The 24,653-nt window shown below is 40.3% G+C and carries 24 protein-coding genes; 15 read left to right on the top strand and 9 right to left on the bottom strand.

The genetic code is table 11. From position 1 onward, the window contains the following. Positions 1-3: 3 nt before the first annotated feature. Positions 4-423, bottom strand: a complete 420-nt coding sequence (locus tag RIC88_RS02715) for a DUF2141 domain-containing protein (RefSeq protein WP_350215904.1) — start codon at positions 421-423, stop codon at positions 4-6. Between the two features lie 216 nt (positions 424-639). Here RIC88_RS02715 and RIC88_RS02710 point away from each other — a divergent pair, with 216 nt between their 5' ends. The 3 genes from RIC88_RS02710 (at position 640) to RIC88_RS02700 (ending at position 5,461) form a co-directional block, all read left to right on the top strand. Beyond that, complete coding sequence (locus tag RIC88_RS02710) at positions 640-2,448, top strand: acyl-CoA dehydrogenase FadE (RefSeq protein WP_350215902.1); 1,809 nt, start codon at positions 640-642, stop codon at positions 2,446-2,448. Between the two features lie 112 nt (positions 2,449-2,560). Then, positions 2,561-3,991, top strand: coding sequence for a TonB-dependent receptor (locus RIC88_RS02705; protein WP_350215901.1), 1,431 nt, complete (start codon positions 2,561-2,563; stop codon positions 3,989-3,991). A gap of 78 nt (positions 3,992-4,069) precedes the next feature. Beyond that, complete coding sequence (locus RIC88_RS02700; protein WP_350215900.1) at positions 4,070-5,461, top strand: sodium-dependent transporter; 1,392 nt, start codon at positions 4,070-4,072, stop codon at positions 5,459-5,461. Here the strand turns inward: RIC88_RS02700 and RIC88_RS02695 are convergent, their stop codons facing one another. Further along, positions 5,462-6,271, bottom strand: coding sequence for a hypothetical protein (locus RIC88_RS02695; protein WP_350215898.1), 810 nt, complete (start codon positions 6,269-6,271; stop codon positions 5,462-5,464). A gap of 267 nt (positions 6,272-6,538) precedes the next feature. On the opposite strand from RIC88_RS02695, the gene RIC88_RS02690 reads away from it, so the two are divergent. Both RIC88_RS02690 and RIC88_RS02685 read left to right on the top strand, forming a co-directional pair. Beyond that, positions 6,539-7,093, top strand: a complete 555-nt coding sequence (locus tag RIC88_RS02690) for a DUF4136 domain-containing protein (RefSeq protein WP_350215896.1) — start codon at positions 6,539-6,541, stop codon at positions 7,091-7,093. After that, positions 7,090-8,508 (top strand): Na+/H+ antiporter NhaC family protein, encoded by a 1,419-nt coding sequence (locus RIC88_RS02685; RefSeq protein WP_350215895.1) that lies wholly within the window; start codon positions 7,090-7,092, stop codon positions 8,506-8,508. The genes RIC88_RS02690 and RIC88_RS02685 overlap by 4 nt, the downstream gene beginning before the upstream one ends. A 3-nt stretch (positions 8,509-8,511) precedes the next feature. Here the strand turns inward: RIC88_RS02685 and RIC88_RS02680 are convergent, their stop codons facing one another. Genes RIC88_RS02680 through RIC88_RS02670 form a run of 3 tightly spaced genes read right to left on the bottom strand, consistent with a single transcriptional unit; the run spans position 8,512 to position 10,784 of the window. Beyond that, positions 8,512-9,102, bottom strand: coding sequence for a tetratricopeptide repeat protein (locus RIC88_RS02680; RefSeq protein WP_350215893.1), 591 nt, complete (start codon positions 9,100-9,102; stop codon positions 8,512-8,514). Positions 9,103-9,134: 32 nt separating this feature from the next. Beyond that, complete coding sequence (locus tag RIC88_RS02675) at positions 9,135-9,923, bottom strand: DUF3108 domain-containing protein (RefSeq protein ID WP_350215891.1); 789 nt, start codon at positions 9,921-9,923, stop codon at positions 9,135-9,137. A 48-nt stretch (positions 9,924-9,971) separates the two neighbouring features. Further along, positions 9,972-10,784, bottom strand: coding sequence for a 2,3,4,5-tetrahydropyridine-2,6-dicarboxylate N-succinyltransferase (locus RIC88_RS02670; protein ID WP_350215889.1), 813 nt, complete (start codon positions 10,782-10,784; stop codon positions 9,972-9,974). Between the two features lie 24 nt (positions 10,785-10,808). Here RIC88_RS02670 and RIC88_RS02665 point away from each other — a divergent pair, with 24 nt between their 5' ends. The 7 genes from RIC88_RS02665 (at position 10,809) to RIC88_RS02635 (ending at position 16,869) form a co-directional block, all read left to right on the top strand. Further along, positions 10,809-11,906, top strand: a complete 1,098-nt coding sequence (locus RIC88_RS02665) for a glycosyltransferase family protein (protein WP_350215887.1) — start codon at positions 10,809-10,811, stop codon at positions 11,904-11,906. 96 nt (positions 11,907-12,002) lie between these two features. Next, positions 12,003-12,680, top strand: coding sequence for a metal-dependent transcriptional regulator (locus tag RIC88_RS02660; RefSeq protein WP_350215885.1), 678 nt, complete (start codon positions 12,003-12,005; stop codon positions 12,678-12,680). Continuing rightward, positions 12,677-13,588, top strand: coding sequence for a metal ABC transporter solute-binding protein, Zn/Mn family (locus RIC88_RS02655; RefSeq protein ID WP_350215883.1), 912 nt, complete (start codon positions 12,677-12,679; stop codon positions 13,586-13,588). Before RIC88_RS02660 ends, RIC88_RS02655 begins: the two co-directional genes overlap by 4 nt. After that, the gene (locus RIC88_RS02650; protein ID WP_350215881.1) at positions 13,585-14,376 is read left to right on the top strand and encodes a metal ABC transporter ATP-binding protein; all 792 of its coding nucleotides are present in this window, start codon (positions 13,585-13,587) and stop codon (positions 14,374-14,376) included. Before RIC88_RS02655 ends, RIC88_RS02650 begins: the two co-directional genes overlap by 4 nt. Continuing rightward, positions 14,376-15,662 carry a metal ABC transporter permease gene (locus tag RIC88_RS02645; protein ID WP_350215880.1) on the top strand — a complete coding sequence of 429 codons (1,287 nt, stop codon included), beginning with the start codon at positions 14,376-14,378 and terminating at the stop codon, positions 15,660-15,662. The genes RIC88_RS02650 and RIC88_RS02645 overlap by 1 nt, the downstream gene beginning before the upstream one ends. Next, positions 15,659-16,501: a metal ABC transporter permease gene (locus RIC88_RS02640; RefSeq protein WP_350215879.1), complete on the top strand. Its 843-nt coding sequence runs from the start codon at positions 15,659-15,661 to the stop codon at positions 16,499-16,501. The genes RIC88_RS02645 and RIC88_RS02640 overlap by 4 nt, the downstream gene beginning before the upstream one ends. Next, positions 16,498-16,869: a hypothetical protein gene (locus RIC88_RS02635; RefSeq protein ID WP_350215878.1), complete on the top strand. Its 372-nt coding sequence runs from the start codon at positions 16,498-16,500 to the stop codon at positions 16,867-16,869. Before RIC88_RS02640 ends, RIC88_RS02635 begins: the two co-directional genes overlap by 4 nt. On the opposite strand, the gene RIC88_RS02630 is transcribed toward RIC88_RS02635, so the two are convergent. Further along, positions 16,866-17,396, bottom strand: coding sequence for an adenine phosphoribosyltransferase (locus tag RIC88_RS02630; protein ID WP_350215877.1), 531 nt, complete (start codon positions 17,394-17,396; stop codon positions 16,866-16,868). The two genes, RIC88_RS02635 and RIC88_RS02630, sit on opposite strands and share 4 nt — an antisense overlap. Before the next feature lie 71 nt (positions 17,397-17,467). Between RIC88_RS02630 and RIC88_RS02625 the strand changes: the two genes are divergently transcribed. Further along, the gene (locus tag RIC88_RS02625; RefSeq protein WP_350215876.1) at positions 17,468-17,851 is read left to right on the top strand and encodes a hypothetical protein; all 384 of its coding nucleotides are present in this window, start codon (positions 17,468-17,470) and stop codon (positions 17,849-17,851) included. A 65-nt stretch (positions 17,852-17,916) separates the two neighbouring features. Continuing rightward, entirely contained in the window at positions 17,917-19,548 is a 1,632-nt protein-coding gene (locus RIC88_RS02620; RefSeq protein ID WP_350215875.1) for a hypothetical protein, read from the top strand. Between the two features lie 22 nt (positions 19,549-19,570). On the opposite strand, the gene RIC88_RS02615 is transcribed toward RIC88_RS02620, so the two are convergent. Further along, complete coding sequence (locus RIC88_RS02615) at positions 19,571-20,809, bottom strand: ABC transporter permease (protein ID WP_350215874.1); 1,239 nt, start codon at positions 20,807-20,809, stop codon at positions 19,571-19,573. A gap of 60 nt (positions 20,810-20,869) precedes the next feature. On the opposite strand from RIC88_RS02615, the gene RIC88_RS02610 reads away from it, so the two are divergent. Then, entirely contained in the window at positions 20,870-22,126 is a 1,257-nt protein-coding gene (locus tag RIC88_RS02610; protein ID WP_350215873.1) for an asparagine synthetase B, read from the top strand. Positions 22,127-22,159: 33 nt separating this feature from the next. Here the strand turns inward: RIC88_RS02610 and RIC88_RS02605 are convergent, their stop codons facing one another. After that, positions 22,160-22,759: a MiaE family protein gene (locus RIC88_RS02605; protein WP_350215872.1), complete on the bottom strand. Its 600-nt coding sequence runs from the start codon at positions 22,757-22,759 to the stop codon at positions 22,160-22,162. Further along, the gene (locus RIC88_RS02600) at positions 22,759-24,612 is read right to left on the bottom strand and encodes a putative porin (RefSeq protein WP_350215871.1); all 1,854 of its coding nucleotides are present in this window, start codon (positions 24,610-24,612) and stop codon (positions 22,759-22,761) included. The genes RIC88_RS02605 and RIC88_RS02600 overlap by 1 nt, the downstream gene beginning before the upstream one ends. Between the last annotated feature and the right edge of the window lie 41 nt (positions 24,613-24,653).

Raw genomic sequence — 24,653 nt, 5'->3', positions numbered from 1 at the left:
ATATTAAAGGCTAATCACTATTTCTTGTGTCCCTTCCTTTATTTCAAACTGGCAGTCTTCAAAACTTGGAGGTCCAAACATTCCTTTAGCATTGTTCGAAAAAGCGTATGGCTCGGAAGGTATGCCCATAAAATTAGAATCCAGCTTACCATTGTCATTTTCATCCTGATAAATGGAAATAGCATAAACACCCTTACCTAAACCTTTGAACGAGAATTCCATGCTATTCGCATCAATTGCCCGACCATCACTCATCACCTCTTTTGATAAAAAGTGATCCTCATGATTGTAAATAGCAACCTTCAAAGATCCTTTTATTGATTTAATGTTTTCAACCTTAACACTTAGCTCACATGGATTCTCCTGAGAAAATATCTGATGAATCCCAATCAGGATTCCGAAAACGAACATTAATTTTTTCATAATTGTTTTTTTCTCAAAGATGATTTTGAAGTAACCATGCTTCAACAAAATGAGGCTGAATCGTCAGATTTTAAGGTTGAACTGTGACGTAGGCAATATTAGCCAATCACTCGATAAATTTATTTTAAAAATGTTATGCATGCAGAGTATATTCTCGTATATTTGTTATGCATGCAGAGTATATTTTACCTCAAATAAGAAACAGATAAATAAAAAATGGAAGCAGTAGCTGAAAAGACCGCATTAAAAGGCGGAGAATTCCTAATCAAAGAAACTCAGGCAGAGAACATTTTCATTCCTGAAGAATTTTCCGAAGAACAAAAAATGATGGCAGCAGCCACATTGGATTTCATTAACATGGAGATTAATCCAATTACGGAACGTATTGAAAGTATGGAAGAAGGTGTGATGTCAGGCCTTATGGATAAGGCTGGCGAGCTTGGTCTTTTAGGTGTAAACGTACCTGAAGAGTACGGAGGACTTGGTATGAGCTTCAATACAGGAATGCTGATTGCGGATATGATGGCTTCAGCAGGCTCGTTCTCTACAGCTTATGGTGCTCACACCGGCATTGGTACCCTTCCGATTCTTTATTACGGAACGGAAGAGCAAAAGAAAAAATACTTACCTAAACTAGCTAGCGGTGAATGGAAAGCGTGTTACTGTTTGACTGAGCCTGATGCCGGATCCGATGCTAATTCGGGGAAAACTAAAGCGAAACTTACGGATGATGGCAAACACTATGTCATCAATGGACAAAAGATGTGGATCTCAAATGCAGGATTTGCTGACTTACTAATCATCTTCGCTAAAATTGATGATGACAAAAAACTTTCAGCTTTCATTGCGGAACGCACATGGGATGGCATTACCATGAATGACGAAGAAAAGAAACTTGGCATTAAAGGTTCATCTACACGACAGGTGTTTTTCAATGATCTGAAGGTTCCTGCTGAAAACCTGCTCTCAGAAAGAGAAAATGGCTTTAAAATCGCTGTTAATGTTTTAAATGTTGGAAGAATCAAATTAGGAGCCGGATGCATCAATGGATGTAAAGACGTGGCTTCAAAATCTACTCAATACGCCAATGAGCGTAAGCAATTCGGTGTTTCCATATCCAGCTTTGGTGCTATTAAGCAAAAGTTAGCAAAGATGGCTACCAAAACTTACGCTACAGAATCAGCTTCCTACCGAGCGGGTCAAGACATTGAGGACTTAATTGCCAAATTGGAATCTGACGGGCTCTCCCCTTCTGATGCAAAACTTAAAGGCGTAGAGCAGTATGCAATAGAGTGCGCTATGATTAAGATTCACGGATCTGAGGTTCTTGACTTCTGCGTCGATGAGGGTGTTCAGGTGTATGGAGGTATGGGGTTCTCCGAAGAAGCACCTATGGCCAGGGCTTACAGAGACGCACGTATTACTAGAATCTATGAGGGCACGAATGAAATTAATAGAATGCTCATCGTAGGCATGATGTTCAAGAAAGCTATGAAGGGAGAAATTGACCTTCTTGGACCTGCAATGGAAGTAGGCAAAGAATTAACCGGTGTACCATCATTTGACAGCCCGGATCTTTCAGCGCCTTTGGCTAAAGAGAAAGAAGTAATTAAGAACCTTAAGAAAGCTGTGTTAATGGCATCCGGAAAAGCAGCAGAAAAATTTGGGCCGAAGCTGGATCACGAACAGGAAGTGCTGATGAGCCTTGCTGATATGTTGATCGAGGTGTACGTAGCAGAGTCTACTCTATTGAGAACAGAGAAGCTCATGAGTTTGTATGGTGAAGAGGGAAGTACACTGTATCAAAACATGGCAAAGCTTTATCTCTATGAAGCAGTAACAAAAATCAAAAATGCTGGTGACGAAGCAGTGGCGTGCTTTGCCGAAGGAGATGAACTTCGTGTAATGCTGATGGGAATGAAGCGATTCACTAAAATGGATCCGATAAATACCAAAGTACTAAGGCAGGAAGTAGCAGATGTAATGATTAAGGAGAATAAATTTCCTTACTCATTATATAACTAAGCCATACACATTACGTACAGAACAAAACCGGCCATTGGTCGGTTTTTTTGTATACAGTTTGTTTTGGAGATAATTCAAAATAGCTTTGTGATGGACGCAGAGCATCCGGAGGATGGAAGAATTTAACAAGAAATTAACAACCAAAGAGAAGGCTTTACAGCTGAATCTCGATACGCGAATTTACGGGACAGTTGCCGAAATTGGTGGAGGACAGGAAGTAGCCGCATACTTTTTTAAAGCCGGAGCAGCATCTGGCACCATTGCAAAAACCATGTCTGCTTATGACATGACGTTTAGTGATGCTATTTATGGCAAGTGCGATCGGTATGTCTCGAAAGAGAAGTTGCTGCGAATGCTGGACAGGGAGTACTCCCTGTTGGATCAACGACTTACACAAAGGGCCAAAAAAAGCACCTTCTTCGCCTTTTCTAATACAGTAGAGACTATCAACTACAACCGAAGCAACGTTGGTCATGGCTGGCTTGGTATTCGTTTTCAACGTCATTCAGGTACAGATCCCAATGAATGCATCATTCATGTAACGCTTAAGGACCGGGATGCAGAATGGCAACAACAGGTTTTGGGTATCGTCGGGGTTAACCTGATCCATTCGTGCTATACCCTAAACACTCCCGAAGAAATCATTGATTCATTGGTTGACAATGTCAGAAAAGATCGATTAGAGATTGATATGTTTAGTATATCAGGTCCTGATTTTCATCATGTAGACAATCGGTTGATGACACTAAAGCTTGTTAAGAATGGCTTGACTAAGGTGGCCATGTTTGGTCCGGATAAAAACGTGATTCTTCCTTCTGATATCATCTATAGGAAAAATGCGCTTGTTCTAAGAGGACGCTTTCGCCCCGTTACCCATGTGAATGTGGACATGATGATAACTGGCATGAGAGCTTTTAAGAAAGAGCTTGGGCATGCAAAAGATATTCTATCAGTGGTCGAGATTACACTGAAAGACCTGACACTTGCAGGCGAATTGGATGAACAAGATTACTTAGACCGGGTAGACTTACTGTGCTCTTTGGGACAAAATGTGATGATCTCAAATTACCAGGAACACTACAAGCTGGCCAGCTACTTGTCGCAGTTTATCAAGGATAAGACGCTGGGAATTATCATAGGTCTTAATAACCTGGCTCAGATTTTTGATGAAAAATATTACCAAAACCTGGATGGAGGTATTTTGGAATCCTTCGCAAGGCTATTTGGTAGCAATGTGAAATTGTTTGTCTATCCTATTATAGACTCAAAGACCGGTGAGATAAGAACCGGAAATGACTTTGAGCCAGACAGGCACCTACAGAGCCTATTTTATTACTTCATTGAAAATCATAAAATTCTAAGTATTCCGGATGCCAAAACGGATAACCTTCATATCATCTCGGACCAGGTACTGGATATGATCCAGGAAGACAAAGAGGGATGGGAAGAAATGGTTCCAAACCGCGTGTCGGAAGCGATCAAAGCCAATCACTTGTTCAACTATCCTTATGAAATAGAATTGGACGAAGAAGACATGTCTTAACCACTAATGAAAAAAGACTTTGCGGGTACCCTCCTTTTGCTATATTTGGCGCTTTAACCAAATCTAAAAACATAGTATATGAGCGCTCGGGGAAACTTTTCCAGTAAACTTGGTTTCATTTTGGCAGCCGCCGGATCAGCTGTCGGACTTGGTAATATTTGGAAATTTCCCTTTGAAGTGGCCGATGGTGGTGGTGCTGCATTCGTACTGATATATTTAGCCTTTGCTTTCATTCTATGCTTCCCGGTAATGGTGACTGAAATTGCCATAGGCCGAAAAACACAAAAAAACCCCGTAGGTGCATATGCTTCGCTGGGATTTAAGAACTGGAAGTTTTTGGGGCTAATGGGGATTTTGAGCGGAGTGCTAATCCTCTCCTTCTACAATGTAGTAGCTGGCTGGGCCTTTGGGTATTTCCTTGAGATGGTAAAGGGAAATTTTGGAATTGGTCAAAACTTCTCCCAATTCACAAATGACGTTATAAACGTGGGATTATACGGTCTTGTGTTCATGGGCGTTACTGCTTTTATCGTATCAAAAGGAATCTCTGGAGGTATTGAAAAAGCCGCAAAGTTCCTAATGCCATCATTGGTAATAATGATCCTACTTTTGACCTTTTATGCGTCCTCATTGCCGAATGCGATGAAAGGCATTTCTTATTATTTGATTCCGGAATTTAGTGAGGTAACCCCGGAAGTAATCTACAATGCACTTGGACAGGCTTTCTTTTCACTTTCATTGGGAATGGGAGCTTTGATCACATATGGTAGTTATATCTCTAAAGAAGACAACATCGTTTCTTCTGCTGCATACATCACATTAACTGATGTTGGAATTGCATTCCTTGCCGGGCTTATGATGTTCCCATTTGTAGCCTATTTAACTGACGGAACCATGGAAGGCTTCACAGGAGGCCCGGGATTGATTTTCATAACTCTGCCGGGGGTTTTCGAATCTCTTGGATCGACCCTAGGGATGGTAGTAGGAGCTCTGTTCTTCCTGCTATTATCATTTGCAGCACTTACTTCCACAGTTTCGCTACTTGAGGTACCAGTTACCTATGTAGTAGATGAGTTTAAGGCCAGCAGAAAAACGTCTGTATGGGTAATTGCTACGCTTATTTTCCTTCTGGGTGTTCCATCTTTAATCTCCAATGGATACTCAGAGCTATTCTCTAATTTCATCACGTACATTGGAGCTTCAACCCCTACCAATTTTATGACTTTTGTTGAACATGTTGGGTCAGATACTTTGTTGCCACTTGGAGGAGTGTTGATAACCATTTTTGCTGCTTATGTTTGGAAGAAACATAACCTGATTGAAGAGCTTAGAATTGGGAACCCAAAACTGGCAGGAACCTGGAAAGAAAAATATATTGATTTTGCTGTTAGTTACCTCTGCCCGATCCTACTCACGCTGGTATTCATATTTACGTTCCTGGGTAGGTTCTTCGGAGTGAATTTCTTCTAGTTATTCCTTTATAAAAGTTCCCGGATCTTTTCCATTGAAATAGATAATGTACCGTCCTTGGCGAAGGACAGTTACATCAACGACCTTGCCTTGCCCTTCCAAAACCAGTTTTTGACCGTCATTGTATATTTCATAGTGGGTAGATCGGGACAGGTAAAGCTTTGTTTTAGCTGACTTAGGATTAAATTCCACAGGAACCGGATAATAATCATAATCTACTTCCCAAGAATAAAGGTGAGATGCCCTGCTCCCTCTCGGGAAATTATACCTTACACGATATTTATTAGCACCTTCTTCAAGGTTCGGATAATAAGTATACTCTGCACCTTCGTATCTTCCTAAAGCCTCACGCACATCCTGGTCAACCCAAATTCCGTTCATAAGCTTTTCAATTTCAAATTCACCTCTTCCTGTCTCGCCCCTTGTGCGCCACACCAAAGCACTGTCCGTGAGTGAGACATCATCAAATCTAAAAATGGTGTGGAAGAGGATTGCCTCCGGATTAATAATCGTTGGAGTACATAGTGTGTCTTTGTGAACGAGTCGAATTTTTACCGGAGTATTGAGATCATAGCCTGCAAAATCTAGCTTAATAGCACTCATCTTATAGTTTATATTAACTTCCCTTTCATTGATATATACCTTCTCAACACAAAACTCCCGGACTGTCCTATCGAATGGATTTTGAATAAATAGAGTCTTTCCCTGGAAAACACCCGCCAGGTTAGTTTCAACTTTCGGAGCAACCTGAGAGAAAATGGTACCAGACACCAATAGTATAAGTGTAAATAAACACTCTCGTTTATTCATTTTAGAAATTTGGCTTTGATACTCCAAACATGATGCTAATGACACGAAAAGTATCAATTATTTCGATGAGTACACGTAATAACCTAGTGAAATATTTAGTTACTTGTATCATCCGAATATTTTTTATTCATATTTCCATTTTTACATCTTTAAAAAGAATCACCCTGTAAGAATAGATTTGTCAGAATTAGGCATTTCGTTTGCTAATGGAATAATGTACGAATAGACAGGAATTTTAATCCCTGTAAATTGATAAATTAGCCGCTCATGAATAAATGGTTACTTGTTTCCATCATCCTACTATCGAGCTGTAGCCCAAAAGTGGTTTCATACCTAAACACAAAGGCTCCATTCAAACAGTATGAAACCTATCGGGTGGTGACCGCAAAGGCCGACTCTAAAAATATCACACCTGAAAATACGCTGGTCTTTGACTTAATAAAGGAACACATTCACAATCAAATGAGGGCAAGAGATTATGAGCAATCGAACGTCTCCCCAGACCTTACTTTAAGATACGAGGTTACATCCAGTACCCGTGTGGAAAGCAACAATACTCAGAACAATCCATTCTATTTTCAACCATATCAAATCACCTCCAGAACCATTTATGAATCGATCATTTTACTAGAGCTTTTTGATAGCAATAAAAAGCTGGTTTGGCAGGGAAGCTACGATCTGAGACAAGAAAAAAAAGAAAAAAGGGTATCCAGAGCGATCGAAAAAGCAATCGGATACATCTTTACAACCTATCCTTATAAGGCAAACTCCAATCAGGTAGATGAGTCTTTAAAAACCTTTGAAAAGAAAAAGAAGAAATGACAGACTATGGTTTTTGGTCATTGATACCACCACTACTAGCAATTGGCCTGGCCATCAAAACAAAGCAGGTTGTATTCTCACTTTCACTTGGAATATTTGTGGGATATTTGATTATTCAGGATTGGGACATTTTTGAGGGACTCCTTTCCACAATCACCGCTTTTGTGAATGTATTCCAAAGCAAAGGAAACACCAGAACCATCATCCTAACATTGATTATCGGTGCGCTCATTCAGCTTATCAAATACTCCGGAGGAATCAACGGGTTCATAGACTGGGTTCAAAACAGGTTATCAGGTCAAAAGAATTTTAGGGGTAAGATTCAGGCTACTTCAGCCCTTACCGGTTTCTTGATTTTCGTGGAATCCAATATCTCAATTTTAACTGTAGGAACAATTTTCAGACCGCTCTTTGATAAACATAAAATTCCACGAGAAAAACTGGCCTACCTGGCAGATTCAAGTTCTGCACCGTCCTGTGTTTTATTTCCTCTTAATGCATGGGGTGCTTACATAATGGGGTTGTTATTGGCTTTTCCAAATGTAGATCCGTTCACCACACTCCTTTATTCCATTCCATTTAATTTCTACGCCATCCTTACGCTGGTTTTTGTCTTTTGGCTTTCGCTTTCAGGGAAAGAATTTGGTGAGATGAAAAAAGTGATGGAAAGGGATTTAAATGAAGATGATAAAATAGAAGCTAAACGTGAGGATAAGACCACATCGCCATTAAATATGGTTATACCCATTTTGATGATGGTATTATCTATGCCATTTTTTCTAATCTATGGTGGTTGGGATGTAACAGCTGAAGGAGGCTTTTTAGACAAGGTTTGGTACAGTATAAGCAATGGATCAGGCTCTGAGGCAGTCTTAAATGCCTGCTTTGCCGGCTTTTTGACTGCAGCGGCCATGTATGGTTTTCAAAAAATGATAACCATCAAAACCTTTATCGATCAGTCATTCAAAGGGATGAATGATATGGTTGTAATGGCTGTTTTGATGGTACTTGCTTTTGCGATTGGAAACCTTTGTAATGAGTTAGGAACAGGAATCTATGTTTCCAGAGTTACTTCATCCTGGTTAATTCCGGAAGTAGCACCAGCTTTGATTTTCATTATCAGTAGTTTCATTGCTTTTGCAACCGGTACATCCTGGGGAACTTTCGCCATCATGATATCCATTGGTGTTCCACTAAGCTTTGCAGTGGATGCAAATCTTTACTTAGTAATATCAGCAGTTTTGGGTGGTGGTGTTTTCGGAGATCATTGTTCTCCGATCTCAGACACCACACTTATAGCCTCAGTGGCCTCCGGATGTGATCATATTGATCATGTAAGAACTCAGCTGCCCTATGCGTTATTTACGGGTGGATTAGCAGTGATCTGCTATCTAATTTCAGGATTTATCTTTTAGGGATTATTTGCAATATTCCTTGATAGCGCCATCAGCTTCAGGAACGTCAAGGGATTTTGCAAATTTGAAATCTTCGCATGCGGATCGCATGCGATCTTTACCAACCTTCACTGCTCCACGGTAAAGGTATGCTTCACCAAAATCCCTATTTATGGTGATCGCATTGTTATAAGATTCGATCGCCTGATCAAGATAGCCCAATTGATGAGATGCTCTTCCAGCCAAGTAATGCGCCTGTGCTGAGTTTTCGTTTAAATCAAGTGCTGAGCCTGTATAGACCAATACCTTGTTGAATTCGGAATTATTGTAGGAAATTTTAGCAAGACTTAAATAAGCACTTACATGCTTAGGGTCAAGTTCTATTATCTTTTCAAAGTCCTGAATGGCTTTTTTAGATTCACCTACTTCTTCATAGGATCTCCCCCTATTGTAAAGGCTTTTTACATGTGTTGGATGTGTTGATAGATAGGAGCTGTATGCTTCAATCGCCTGAGCATACTCTTCATCGTCAAAAAAATCATCCCCACTAATGGAGTCTTGCGTGTTACACCCAATTGCTAAGACTAGGATAAATGCTTGTATTGCGTACTTCATGAATTTTATTAAAGTCGGCAAAAGTAGACTGATTAATTAAAATCAATGCCACTTTTTACGTTTTTATACGCGGTAAGTTCACAATAAGCAGTTCCGAAATTCATATCGGCCTCAACTTTGAGCGGCAATCTGTTAGCATCTGCAGAAACCCAGAATGTAACAGCATCTTCTCCTTTAAAAACGCTGTTCTTTTGCATTATCGGAACTACTTTATGGCAATAGATTTCCCCAACCTTAGTCTTGATCATTTCAATTCCATGATAAATCATTTCAAAGTCATAGAATTTTTTATCAAAAAATGCATCAAGCTGTACCGTATCTCCATTTTTCAATTTCCTGTAATCAATACTTCTCGCATACATTAAGCCACCCATCATATCGAAAACATTGGTTTTTTCTAAGTCATAAAACCTTGTTGGTCGCGGCTCTTCTTCATTGGCCGAGGAGCTTTCTACTTTTACCCGCATAGAGTCATAGTCAAAATAGACATGCTCTTCCAGATCATAGTCACCTTCAGAAAGATCTCTATATGAATAATAGGGTAAGAAATTATCCTTGTCAACAACAGCTCCCCATTGATCATCCACTTTCGAAAGAACACCAGCCAACCCGGCAGTCCGGCCGGAAACATTTATTTCAATGCATTCCTTACCATCTCTCAAAACATAATCATCTGAAATCTTAAAAGTACCTCTGCCAATTGTAAACCAGCCATAGGATAATTTAAATTGAAGTTCTTCACCGGTGTTCACAGGCTTTTCCTTCACCATGCTTTGTGCATTGGTAATCAAACCCAATAGGATTAGCGCAACTGTTTTCATGACTCTAAAAGTTGGTATGCGTTTCATCCTGCAACTAGAATGCCATAATTAAACCGATACGCTATTTTCTCTCAGCGCTTCGTTCAATGAGGTTTTTTTATCGGTGCTCGCCTTTCTTTGTCCGATGATTAGTGCACATGGTACCTGATATTCACCAGCCGCGAATTTTTTAGGTATTGTGCCAGGGATAACGACAGATCGCGGAGGAACAAATCCTTTGTATTCTTTGGGCTCAGAACCTGTTACATCAATAATTTTAGAACTGGCGGTTAATACTACATTAGCTCCTAACACTGCCTCTTTACCAATCCTAATTCCTTCTACGACAATACACCTGGATCCTATAAATGCATTATCCTCAATGATGACAGGTGCTGCTTGAACCGGCTCTAAAACTCCACCGATTCCAACTCCACCGCTTAAGTGTACATTTTTGCCAATCTGTGCGCAACTACCTACTGTAGCCCAGGTATCTACCATAGTGCCCTCATCCACATAAGCTCCAATGTTTACATAGCTTGGCATTAAAACCGTATTCTTTTGAATGAAAGCCCCATATCTTGCAATGGCGTGTGGAACCACGCGAACACCAAGCTGATCATATCCTGATTTCAATTTGATTTTATCATGGAATTGGAATGGCCCAACCTCGATAAGTTGCATTTTCATTAATGGGAAGTATAGTATAACCGCTTTTTTTAGCCATTCATTAACCTTCCAACCATCGCCATCAGGTTCGGCAATCCGACGTTTACCATTATCTAATTCTTCAATTACTGTCTTGATAGCAACCGAAACATCTTTCTTGTTGACAAGAGAGCGATTCTCCCATGCCGCCTCAATGAGGTTTTTTAATTCCATGTAATACCCAATATTTACAGTGATATGAAGAAAAAAATTGTGATTGCTTCGGTTCTAAAACCCATAGATGATGTACGGGCATACTGGAAGCTTTCCCAATCAATAGCGAAAACAAATAAATATGAAGTTAATATCATAGGAAATACTTCGAAAAAAGCAATTCGTCATGAGAATATAATGTTCCACTCTCATGACTTATTCAGAACCAACTGGATAAAAAGGATCATAGTTAGAGAAGAAATCCTTTGGAAAATACTGAAAATCAAACCTGATATTTTAATAATCACAACACCAGAGTTACTAAATGCAGCCCTTATTTCCAGAATGTTGACAGGTTGCAGAATCATCTATGACGTTCAGGAGAATTATTATATAAATGCTACACGGATAAATCCAAATCCCGCCAAAATCTTATATGGATTTATCATTCGCCTAAAAGAATTAATAGCTCAACCATTTATTGCTGAATACTGGCTGGCGGAAGCATGTTATGAACGGCAGTTAGACTTTGCCCAAGGAAAGAATATTATAATAGAAAACAAAGCATTTACTCACACCCTAAAAAAATCCAAAACTGATCAAATTAATGTGCTCTTTTCGGGTACGATATCACGATATGGAGGTGTGGAAAAAGCAATTGATTTTTACAAGGAAATACTAAAAATAAGACCTCATTCGGCGATGAATATTATCGGGCAGATTCATGACTTAAAACTCAAAGCAAAGCTTGAGTCTGAATCAAAACGTCTTCCTTCACTTTACCTGAATATTTCATTAAATCCAATCCCTTATAATGAGATTTTAGCAGCGATTGAAAATGCGAATTTGGGAATTATCGGTTACGAACCTAACCGGGTAAACGAAGAAAAAATCCCAACCAAACTTTACGAATATTCCAGATACAAACTACCATACCTTGTTCAGGCCGACACTCATTGGAGTCAGATTGGGAAACGACTTGGTGGCGCAATTCCAGTTGATTTTGATGATATTAATGTCAATGAGATATCGGAAATACTCAAAAATCCATCGAATCTGTTTCCAAAAAGCTATCCCATTGAAGCGACCTGGGAATCTGAGTCACTTAAAGTAAGTACATCACTTAATAATTTAAGTAGATAATTATAAGTATGCTGATTTTAAGATATTTATAATTAAATAAAACAGTGTTTCTAAATTTATTTTTAGATTAACCTAAATATATTTTAGCTTTACCAAATGATTTTAGAGCTTAGTTTCACTGAAGAAAACTACCTTAAGGCCATCTACCATCTTTCAGCAGAAGGAATGGAAAATGTAAATACCAATTCACTCGCTGAAAGCATGAGCACCACTCCTGCTTCTGCTAATGACATGGTGAAGAGGCTGGCACAAAAGAATTTAATCGGATATCAAAAATACAAGGGAGCAACGCTCCTATCTAAAGGGAAGAAAGTTGCCTTGAACATCATTCGCAAGCATCGACTGTGGGAAGTTTTCCTTGTGGAAAAATTAGGATTCAAGTGGGATGAAGTCCATGAAATTGCTGAGCAATTAGAACATATCAAATCACCAAATCTTATAAAAAAGCTGGACAAGTTTTTGGGCTATCCTACCATGGATCCACATGGTGATCCAATTCCTGATGAAGACGGTGTAATGAAAGAAACGGTAAGGGCTTCCATTTCCAACGTAGCAGTTAACGCTAAAGGTATTGTTGTAGCTGTCAATAATGACGACACACTTCTCCTCCAACACCTCGACTCTATAGGCATCAAGCTTGGTTCCAGAATACACGTGATTGAACGAATGGATTTTGATGGCTCGGTATCACTCACCATTGATGACGGGCCAAAACAATTTATATCAAAAGATGTTGCTGAGAATTTAATGATCACTTTAACAGATAAAAAATGAGGATAAAATTTTCGATTGTTATCCTACTCGTTTTCTTACTTGGTTGTAAGACTAAGAATGAAAAAGCCAATGATATTCCGCATGTTGTTGTGACAACAGGAATGTTGTACGATGCTGTCATTAATATTGCCGGAGACAAAATTACAGCTGAAGCTATTATGGGACCCGGGGTGGATCCCCACTTGTACAAGGCAACTCAGGGAGATTTAGCAAAATTCAACAAAGCTGACCTTATCGTTTACAATGGCATTTTGCTGGAAGGTAAAATGAGTGATATTTTGAAAAAGCTTGGGAGGCAGAAGCCTGTTGTTGCTGCTGCTGAGTCAGTACCAAAAGAGATGCTTAAATCTGCCATTGGTTATGAGGATGCTTTTGACCCTCACATCTGGTTCGATGTGAAACGCTGGAAGTTTGCTGTAAAAGCCATTAGCCAATCCTTGATCAAGCTAGACTCAACCAATAGTGAGTTTTACAAGCAAAACACGAAGACCTATCTCATGAGGCTTGATAGTTTAGACCAGTATGTTAAAAACAGCATAAGTGAGATTCCGGAAAGTCAGCGAATACTAGTAACAGCACATGATGCTTTTGTATACTTCGGTGATGCATATAACATTCGGGTAGAAGCCTTGCAAGGTATCTCGACTGTTGCAGATTTTGGACTGAAGGATATCGCCGAGATCATTGATCTGATTATCGAAAATAAGATTAAAGCCATTTTCGTAGAAACAAGTGTATCAGACAAATCCATCAATGCGGTTGTAACCGGATGCAAGGAAAAGGGACATGATGTGAAAATTGGTGGATATCTCTATTCAGATGCTATGGGCGAATTTGGAACTGAGGAAGGCACCTACATTGGGATGTTTAGAAAGAATGTTGAAACCATAGTGAACGCATTGAAATGATACAACAGGTAGAAAATCCGGTTCTTGAGATACATGATTTGACAGTCAGCTATGACAAGAAACCAGTTCTTTGGGGAATAGATCTTTCTATCCCTCAAGGGTCACTATGTGGGGTCATAGGACCAAATGGAGCCGGGAAATCCACACTTATAAAAGCTATCATGGACCTGGTTGACATGAATAGTGGGTATGTGAAACTATTCGATCAACCGCTTGATGATATAAGGAAGAGAGTAAGCTACGTTCCGCAGCGTGAATCAGTAGATTGGGATTTTCCTGCCTCTGTATTAGATGTTGTAATGATGGGACGATACGCTAGTCTGGGTCTATTTAGAAAACCCAGAAAAGCAGACAAAGAAGCTGCCATGAAGGCACTGGAAATGGTGGGAATGGATAAATACTATAAGCGTCAGATTTCCCAACTATCAGGAGGACAGCAACAAAGGGTTTTTCTTGCAAGGGCATTGACACAAAATGCTGATATCTACTTTTTAGATGAGCCTTTTGCAGGTGTTGATGCAGCAACGGAGAAAGCTATTTTTAAGATTCTTCAAAACCTTTCAAAGGAGGGTAAAACCATTATAGTAGTTCACCATGATCTGCAATCTGTAGAAACGTACTTTGAATGGGTTATTTTGCTAAACCTCAGACTAGTGGCTTCCGGGCCTACAAAAGACGTCTTCACACCTCAGCTACTGGAGGAAACCTACGGAGGTAAGCTTACACTTCTTACCGAGGTTGGTGAGCTGGTTCAAAAAGGAGAATTCGAAGCAAGGGAGAAGCAATAATGGAAACTTTGATAGAATTCTTTTCTTTCAAATACCCAAACATCAAATACGTGGTGTTTGGAACCATCCTCCTATCCATCAGCTCTGCTGTTGTAGGCTGCTTCACATTCATAAAAAAGAAATCGCTGGTTGGAGACGTGATTTCTCATGCGGTTCTTCCGGGAATTTGCATCTCATTCATGGTCTCAGGAAGCAAAGACCCTTTTCTTCTCATCATCGGTGCTTTCATATCAGGCTGGGTTTCGATTCTTGTAATGGATGCCATCATACAAAACACAAAAATCAAAGAAGATGCTGCGACGGGATTATCCCTGTCCGTCTTTTTTGGTGTGGGAATCTTGCTCATGACTTACATTCAGCATTCCGGAAATGCATCCCAAAGTGGTTTGGATACTTTTCTATTCGGTAAAGCTGCAGCCCTGATAGGAAAAGACCTCTTAGCCTTTAGTATCATAGCTGTCATCGTACTACTAACCGTCTTTTTCTTTTACAAAGAATTTAAGCTTATCAGCTTCGACCCACAGTTTGCCAGAGTAATCGGCTTACCCATAAAGCGATTAGAGATGATTTTAACCTCCATTACAGTTCTGGCGGTGGTCACGGGGATTCAGGCAGTTGGTGTGGTGCTTATGGCCGCTATGCTAATTACTCCAGCTGCCGCAGCTCGTTTTTGGACCAATAGACTGTCATACATGATTTTGCTGGCATCTATTTTCGGGGCATTTTCGGGCATCAGTGGGGCGTTTATTTCATATAGTGCTCCTTCCATGCCTACTGGCCCATGGATGGTGATGGTATTGTCGATCATCGCGCTCATTTCTTTCTTCTTTGCGCCTGGCAAAGGAATTGTGATACGGCAGTGGAGACGGTTTTCCATTCGGAGACAATTGCTTGAAGAAAACCTGTTAAAGGCGTTTTACAGAATCGGGGAAAATAGTGGAGATCATTTTAGTCAGGTCGCCGTTGATGACATTCAGCTTGTTCGAAATTTCTCTCCTGCCCAATTGGCGAAGGGGTTAAGAAAACTACGCATAAACGGCTATGTAGAACGAAACAATGGAACGTGGTTTTTGACCAACGAGGGTTTTGAAAAAGGAAAACGAATTACACGATTGCATCGGTTATGGGAATTGTATCTGACCAAGTACCTGAGAATAGCTCCGGATCATGTACATGAAGACGCAGACACCATTGAGCACGTTATCACACCAGAACTGGAAGCGAGACTTGAAAAACTCTTGGAGTATCCCACATCGGATCCTCATGAATCAACTATTCCGAAATGACAGACGCATTCTGGATCATATTGACAGGTTCTTTAGTAGCGGTAAGTTGCGCTATCCTTGGATCATTTCTGATTCTTAGAAAAATGTCCATGGTTGGTGATGCTATTTCACATTCGGTGCTTCCAGGGATAGTTATTGCCTTTTTCATTGCAGGTAGTATGCAATCTGTCTGGATGTTGGTTGGGGCCGGGATTTTAGGACTTATTACCACCTTCCTGATCGAATTCTTTCATCAGAAAGGCAAGCTGCAAACCGATGCGTCCATTGGAGTCACATTTACCTGGCTTTTCGCTTTAGGTGTGATTCTGGTTACTTACTATGCCGGAAATGCCCACATTGATCAGGATTGCATTTTACATGGTGAGATCGCTTATGTCCCGATTGATCTGATTTATAGTACCGATGGAACACCTTTGGGGCCAAAGGCTGTCATCATCCTCTCCTTTGTTTTGTCACTCATTCTGCTATTTGTATTTCTCTTTTACAAAGAGCTTTTCATAACGACATTCGATCCATCTTTTGCGAGTGCCATTGGTATCTCCACCTCTAAATGGCATTACGTGCTAATGGGACTGGTTTCTTTGACTACCGTGGCTTCTTTTGAATCTGTTGGTGCCATTTTGGTGGTTGCATTACTAATCGCCCCTGCCGCCTCAGCCTATCTCATTACAAACCAGCTCAAATCAATGCTACTATTAAGCTCTCTATTCGGCATTCTAAGTTCATTTGCCGGTTATTGGTTAAGCTATTTGTTGGATGGCTCAATTGCCGGTGCTATGGTGACCATTTCAGGTGTTATTTTCGCGATCTGTTACATAATCGTAAGACTAAAAAAATGAAAAAAATCACCTTCATACTTCTCATCATTAGCATTTCGTCATGCTATTCATCAATAACCATGGATGGGTTTGATAAAGAGCAGTGGGTGACTTATGAAGAGGATTGCAGCACTTATCGTCTGGACATTTCTGACTTAATCATTGAACAACAAGATGTCATTCTGAAAGGAACGCAAAATGAAATTGAGAGCCTTTTAGGCAAACCGAGTGAACATGAACTTTATAATCGCAACCAAAAATTCTTCCACTATCGCCTTACCCCTCCGGATGAATGTGGAGCGTATGAAACTGTGCAATACCTATCGATAAGATTTAATGCAATTGGCAGGGCTAACCTGGTGCAGGTAATGCTAAGAGAACCAACTTAATAGGTAATTAGAGAATGTACTTTTGAGTTATATCCTTTTAAAGACTCAATTCCATTTAGAAAACCAAGTTCCACCAGAAAAGAAAAGCCTACCACTTCCCCTCCCGCTTTTTTTATCAATTCTGCCGCAGCTACTGCCGTTCCTCCTGTAGCCAGTAAGTCATCGTGCACCAGCACTTTTTGCCCAGCTTTGATTCCATCTTTATGAATCTCTACTTCAGCTGAACCATATTCCAGGTCATATTTATATGAAAAAGTATCGGCGGGCAACTTTCCCTTTTTCCTTACAGGCACAAATGGGACACCTAGCTTTTGAGCCATTGCATTTCCCCAAATAAACCCCCGCGACTCAATTCCAACAATTGCATCAATAGGAAAGGACTTCCAGTAATCCGCAAAAGCTTCAGTGATATCTGCACTAAGTTTCACATCCTGAAGCAAAGGAGTAATGTCCTTAAACACGATTCCGGGCTTAGGAAAATCCGGCACATCTCGAATCGTATCTTTAATTCTTTGCTGTAAATCCATCTACAAAAGGCAGTTCGTTGAAAAATTGAGGCACAGTATTTGAAACTTCTCTGCTAAAAAACTCAATGACTATGAGAAAACTACCCTTAATCCTAATAATTCTTTGTTTGTGCATCTCAGCAGATGCTCAGAAATTGTCTAAGATGGAAGAACTGCTCCACACCAAACAAAAATGGACGGTCTTAGATGTGAAAAGCAAGCGTCCATACTTCGAAATAGGTGAAACATTTACCATTAGGATCGACAGGAAATTTTATCATGATCGGAATAACTATGCAAAGCTTGGTGGTGAATGGACACTTGATGGGAAAACGCTCATTCTGACCTATGATTCGTTTACTGAAGAGCGAAGAAGAATTCCTTATATCTATAAGATTACAAAGTGGGGAAAAAATGGCTTTAGGTTAGCGTATAGAAATAAATTCAATAAGAAGGAAAAGGTTTATTTGAAATAGTTTTGCACCTTTTAGGGGCATTTTTATTTATCTGTGACTATCAAGTTAGTACTACTTAAAGTTTTATGAACATTAGATCAGCTGTATTCTTCATTTTACTCACCGCTTTTGCTTTTGCAGGCTATACACAAGAAACCTCAGAGGAGTATTCGGACTACTCCTATTTATGGGAGGAAGATGACAAAAAGAAAAAGAAGAAAAAAAGAAAGAAGAAAGAAGAACCTGTTCTGGTTGATTCACTCAAGTTTGATAGTTTATCATTAATCCTCCAAACTGATACGCTAAAACCCGATACCCTAAAACCTGATACGACAAACATCAGTCCGATGGATACACTTCTACAAGAAGAACCAATTGAAGAACCTAAAAAGGAACGAGAGCGCGTAGAACGTCCTCCGATTAGTGATTTCAGAGAACCCATGGTACTTCCGAATGAGAATGGGAGCATCAATGGAGGCATGACCTATACTCAAATCGATGGAAAGGAATACGTCGGGATGGTATTATCTCCTGAATTCAAATTTGGAAAAGTAGGCGTTGGATTAAATGTCCCCATACTTTATGGGCTCGATGATAAATCCATACGAACCGAAATATTTGAAGATGGAGTCGGATTCGCTCGGTTGATTAAATATGTCAGATATGGTGTGCAAAGACGAGATCCGGTTTATGTAAAAGCCGGTGAGCTTACAGGGCTTATGCTGGGATATGGAGGATTGATGAACAATTACACCAACTCCACCAGCTACGAAAAAAGCAAAATAGGTATTCATGCTGATTTCAACTATGATCGATTTGTCGGTTTGGAGTTAATGTATAGTGACCTGAATCCACAATCACTCAATCTATTTGGAGCAAGGCCATATGTTCGCCCACTTTCAGCATTTCCACTTAAGATTATTAATACACTTGAGCTGGGAGCTTCTTACATCATTGATAAAGATCAAACCGATATCATCACAAGTGATTCCACGAGCACCACTTATTCATTCACAGAACCTGGAGCCAAAGCATTTGGTATGGATATGGGAATTACCCTACTGACAACACCTTTCATTCAGATCGACATGTTCGCTTCTTATTCAAAGCTGAACATTGCAAGTGATTCGCTAACTCAGCTTGCCGGTGCTTTTGGGGAAACTGATTTTAAAACCGGATCAGGAGCTTCGGTGGGAATGAATTTCAGAATGCACTTCATCGCTGATGTATTTAGCACGGACATCCGCATCGAACGATTGAATAACTCAGATCATTATATCCCTCAGTTTTTCAACGCTACCTATGAGATTAATAAGGATGCCAGAATCGCATCACTTATAGGGACAGAAGGTAAAAATGGAATTTATGGTTCTTTAAGAGGTCATGTACTTAAAAAGGTTTCTCTAGGAGGTAGCCTGATGATTCCGGATGAGATATCAGCCGCCTCTCCTGCTTTTGTGGAATTGACAGCAGACATGGAACGATTGGCAGATAAATTTTCCTTCCATGGTAGCTATGTAAAGGGTGATCTGGATGATCTGGGTGATGCATTTAAATTCGATGAACGATCATTGGCCAAAATGCGATTCATCTATCATATGAATAAATTTCTTGCGACAGGTGTGGATTACTATTGGTTGTTTACCCCAACTGCTGAAGGTGGCTATGAGGCAACCAAGTATGTAATGCCTTACTTTGGAGTGAGCATTTCCTTATAGCTATTACAGATTCGGAATTGTATTACTCAAATCTTAATGAGTCTATCGGATCCAGTTTAGATGCTTTGTGAGCCGGTATATAACCGGAAATTAACCCAACCGCTATACCAATCATTACGGCTATAAACATCCACAACCAGGGAACGATGAAGTCAGAATTAAAGAGCACGGTTGATGTAAGGTTGCCTATGCCCATACCAAGTATGATACCTCCTATCCCACCCATCTGGGTAATTACAATCGCCTCGATCAAAAACTGCTGACGAATCTTCAAAGGGGTTGCTCCTAATGCTTTTCGAACACCGATCTCCCTTGTTCTCTCAGTTACAGAAACCATCATGATATTCATTAGGCCAATTGAAGCACCTAACAATGTCAAAAAGCCAACAACAAAGCCACCTATTCGAAGATCTCCTGTAATAGAACCAATTCTTTGTGCCAATGATTTACTGGCGGATAGTTCAAATGAATCTTCCTCACCAAGTCTGTCTTGTCTGATTCTCCGCATCAATCCTCTTGCAATGGCCATAGCATTCTCCATTTGCGTAGGATCGGGAACCGACACGGCTATTTCGTAACCAAAATTTCTTTCAGGAGCGATTATTCTGGCCGTCTGCATTGGGATGATAATCGTCCTGTCAATATTCGAGGTTCCACTTGCCCCGCCTTGCTCAGCAATTGTTCCAACGATTCGGAACTTCGAGCCCATCAAGCTAATCTTCTTCCCTATAGGACTTGTATTCTCATCAAACAACTCATCTATCACATCACTCCCCACCAAAGCAACGTAGCTACCATTCAAACTTTCATTGGCTGAAAAAGGTCTGCCTTCAGCAACGTCATATCCATCAACGGTAAGGTAGTTTTCATCCCCACCCCGAACAATTTGATTCGGGTTTGTCACTTTAGATCCATGCTTCACCTCAGCTTGGGCAGTTATAACCGTGTAGATTGAGACTGTTCCCGGACCTTCATATTTTTCTTTAAATGTCAAAAGCTGATCATAAGTAACTTTCGGGTATGACTTTTCTTTTTTACCATCCGATGATCCTCGCCCTCTCCTCCTATCTTCAATATCAAAAGTATTGGCACCTAAACTGGAAAAACTCTTGTCAATTGAGTTTTGAATCCCATCGATGGCGGTAAGTATACCCACCAATGAGGTAATTCCAATGGAGATAAGTGCGGCGGTCAAAAATGTCCTTAGCTTGTTTGCTTTGATTGACTTGATACCTTCTTTGATGTTTTCGCGAATGTTCATCGATTGGTTTTAGTAAAACACACGGTTTTGATTAACGTTGTATATACAAAAGTGATGCATATGAGGGGAATATTGTTACTAATTTTCTTAAATGTCTGCATAGCCAGCCAGGCGGCATATATCCTTATCCCAATGGATGAGACTCAGACTAACCACCTGAAGGCTTATGGTATAGCCTATTGGATATTGACAAAGGATGTGGAGGTAGATTGGATGCTTAATTATAAAGGCGGAAGCTTCATGGTTAAACACCTGCAAGCATTTGAAAATGAATGTATTATCCGCGGCGTTTCATACCAGGTCATCTCAGATGCAGAGGCAAATGATATCCTGAATGTGATTGCCAGTCCCTCATCCAATATGGATGTAATGAAACTGGAGAAGTTTCCGAAAATAGCTGTGTATTCACCAAAGAGTAAGCAACCCTGGGATGATGCTGTGACTCTCGTCCTCACTTACGCCGAGATTCCCTATGATGTCATTTTTGACGATGAGATCATGGGCAATGAACTTCCAAAATATGATTGGCTGCACTTACACCACGAGGACTTTACCGGACAGTATGGAAAATTCTATCGAGCCTATCATCACTTCCCCTGGTATCAGCAGCAACAACGCGAGTATGAAGAGTCCGCAAGGAAACATGGATTCAATAAAGTTTCTCAATTAAAACTTGCCACAGTTCAACAAATCAAATCCTATGTAGCCAGTGGTGGTTTTCTCTTTGCTATGTGCTCAGCGACAGATACCTACGACATTGCACTGGCAGCAGAGGGATTAGACATTGTGGAAAGTATTTATGATGGAGACCCTGCCGATCCTAGGGCGCAATCAAAACTGGACTTCTCTAAAACCATGGCGTTTGAGAATTTCACCATAGAGCGTGATCCGATGCGATACGAGTATTCCAACATTGACAATCAGGCCAATGAGCGTGGATTGGTTGAGAAAACGGACTATTTTACCCTCTTTGAATTTTCTGCAAAATGGGATCCCATCCCTACCATGCTTACTCAAAATCATCAGCAAATCATTCATGGATTTATGGGGCAAACCACCGGGTTCAAAAAACAAATGGTAAAAGGTGACGTGATTATCATGGGACAAACGCCTAGCATTAATGAAGCCAAATATGTGCATGGAGTTTTAGGTCGAGGTTTCTGGACATTCTACGGAGGACACGACCCGGAAGACTACCAACATTTTGTAAATGAACCTCCAACTGACTTAAACCTGCATCCAAATTCTCCTGGTTATAGATTGATCTTGAACAACATTCTGTTCCCGGCGGCAAAGAAGAAGAAGCAGAAGACTTAAACGAACCCTGTTAGGGTTAAAACCCTAACAGGGTTAGTGCATCCGATCAGCTCGTGGTTCCAGGTTTTTCATAATCTCCGCCTCTTTGGCCAGAAAGTATTTCCAGCGCTCTTCGACCTGCTTCTCAGGTAAATACTCTTTAGCCAAGTCTATGAAGTTGTGATAATGACCAGCTTCTGATACCATAAGATCATAATAGAACCTTTGTAACTCTTCGTCCGCTATGTTCTTCCAAAGGAGTTTGAAACGCTCGCAGCTACGGGCTTCTATCAAGGCATTCATCAGTAAGCGTTCCACCAACTGTTCATCTCTGGTGCCGCCCTTTTTCATAATCCCATTCAATCGGGAAACGTATTCATCTTTTCGAGCTTTCCCCAACTTGAAACCGCGCTTTTTCAGGTGCTCGATTACCATTTCAAAATGTGCCCACTCTTCGGCGACTACAGGTGTTAAGACAGCTACAAGCCTTTCACGTTCAGGGAACATGATAATCAAGGAGATGCAGGATGAGGCAGCCTTTTGCTCACAGTAGGCATGATCTACCAGGATATCCTCAATATTCTTTTCAGCAATATTTACCCATCGGGGATCTGTGGGCAGTTCTAGTCCTAGTGTTGTTTTATTGGGCTCCATCAATCAAAAAACATCCATCTGATTACTAAATCAATCACTTTTCGCTGACCAGGATAATTAGGAGTAGCAAAATATCCATCATCCTGAGGTTGATTAAAATGTGTCCACTTCAGCGCAAAGAAAAACTTATCCACCTTCATATTTACGAAAAGATCTGTGGCTATATATCCAAAGACTTCCTGATCGTCCTGAAGATAAAATTGCTGAATTTCAGGTGCATAGGCATTAGCGAAATAAGAAGAACGGGCATGCGCATCTATCCCAACTTCCACCGGTACTAAGTCATCAAACCAATTGCCACTCCAAAAATATCTTCCATTGTAAAAAAGGTCTGGAATCCGAACACCTGCAGAAGCACCACCAGAAACATTTGATCCTACAATCTCATTCTCAAGATGCCATCCCTCCTTTTTATCATTTTTAAATCTAAGATTAAAATCACCTCCGAACGACGAGATCACAACATCTGTAGACTGTACTGGTTCTATATCCTGATTGAAATAAATGAAATTATTGTGTGCTGTAAAACTCAGCTTAGGACGTACTTCAATAAAGCTAAAATCTAAATTCAGCTGGCCTTCCAATTTATTGGTAAATACAGAGGAAAAGTTATTATGCCATTCATGGTGATTCCCAAAGTAATCTGAGTAGATAAATGGAACTTTGGACTTCACAGAAGTGTAGTTCACTTTTAACAAATCACTGGTAATGCTCCCGCCAAACTTGTACTCACCACCAACTAAAAATTCCGCATTCCCTTTTACTGAAAATTTATCCCGCCAGTCAAACCGAACATAGCCTCCTAAATATTTCTCTACTGTTTCTTCGCCGGGATTATATAATAAATAGTTCCAATCTACTTTCCTTAGTCTGGCATAAAACCGATAGAAGACTGATGAAAGGTCGCCTTTGAGACCTGCTTCATTAGATAAAGTTGTGAACCTGGATCGCTCATTGGTAGAGTCCGAATCAATTAAGAAATCCTGATAAAAGTCCTCATATAAATCATACTCACCTGCACCTGTACCCCCTCTACTATCCTGATAAATATTCGTTTCTTTTCTGTAATCAAAGACATGATAAAGCTGAAACTGCTCGGCTATTTGAAAATCCTGATAAATATGCCACCTGTTCGTCTTTACAATTCCCTGAGCATCTTCAAGCCGAACCAATGCATTATCAAACAAGAAAAAATCAGTTCGTAGTGAATCAAAGGTTGGACGTGCCCCTCCCAGCTCCACCACTTTATGATCCATACTTGAATAGTTCGCTAGTACCTGATAAGGAAGCTTAGCATGTTTATAGTGCGTGTACCCCACAAACGTAGAACCCACCACCTGTCTGTCCGTCTGGTTTTCAGGTGCAAGCTGCTTATTTGCTGTAATCTTTCTTATATCAAAACCAATGTTCCAGTTTTTATTAACATTTCTTGAAAACCCGATTTCCACAATGTTGCGATTGCCCCCACCGAGGTAAACCAGCATCTCGATAAACGGTGATTTTGTATCGTAGTATTTCACATCTTCAGGCAGGTAGGCATATCGACTGTATGCATTGAATCCTGAAGTGCGACCAAACTCTTCTTGAGGTGGGTAGAAAATCGGAAACAGTGCTGTTCCAAAATTTCCTAATTCCTGAAACCTTCTTCCGGAACGGTTATAATAAGACTGTCTTTCAAAAAAGTAGATTGAAGTATCTACTGGCTGATAAGACCCCATATTATTGAGAATATTAGCCTCCCTGGTGTATTCAGTGGTGGTAGGACCATAAACCAGTTTTGTAGAATCATCCACTATCTGAGCAATCGCAGTAGAAATAAATAAAACCGCTATTAATGATAAAATTATTCGCACGGGCAAATTTAATGATTGCTTTTGATGGATTGGATGCATTT

The sequence above is a fragment of the Ekhidna sp. genome (genome assembly GCF_040220215.1).
Lineage (GTDB): Bacteria > Bacteroidota > Bacteroidia > Cytophagales > Cyclobacteriaceae > Ekhidna.
This window is presented reverse-complemented; position numbering and strand designations above follow the sequence as displayed.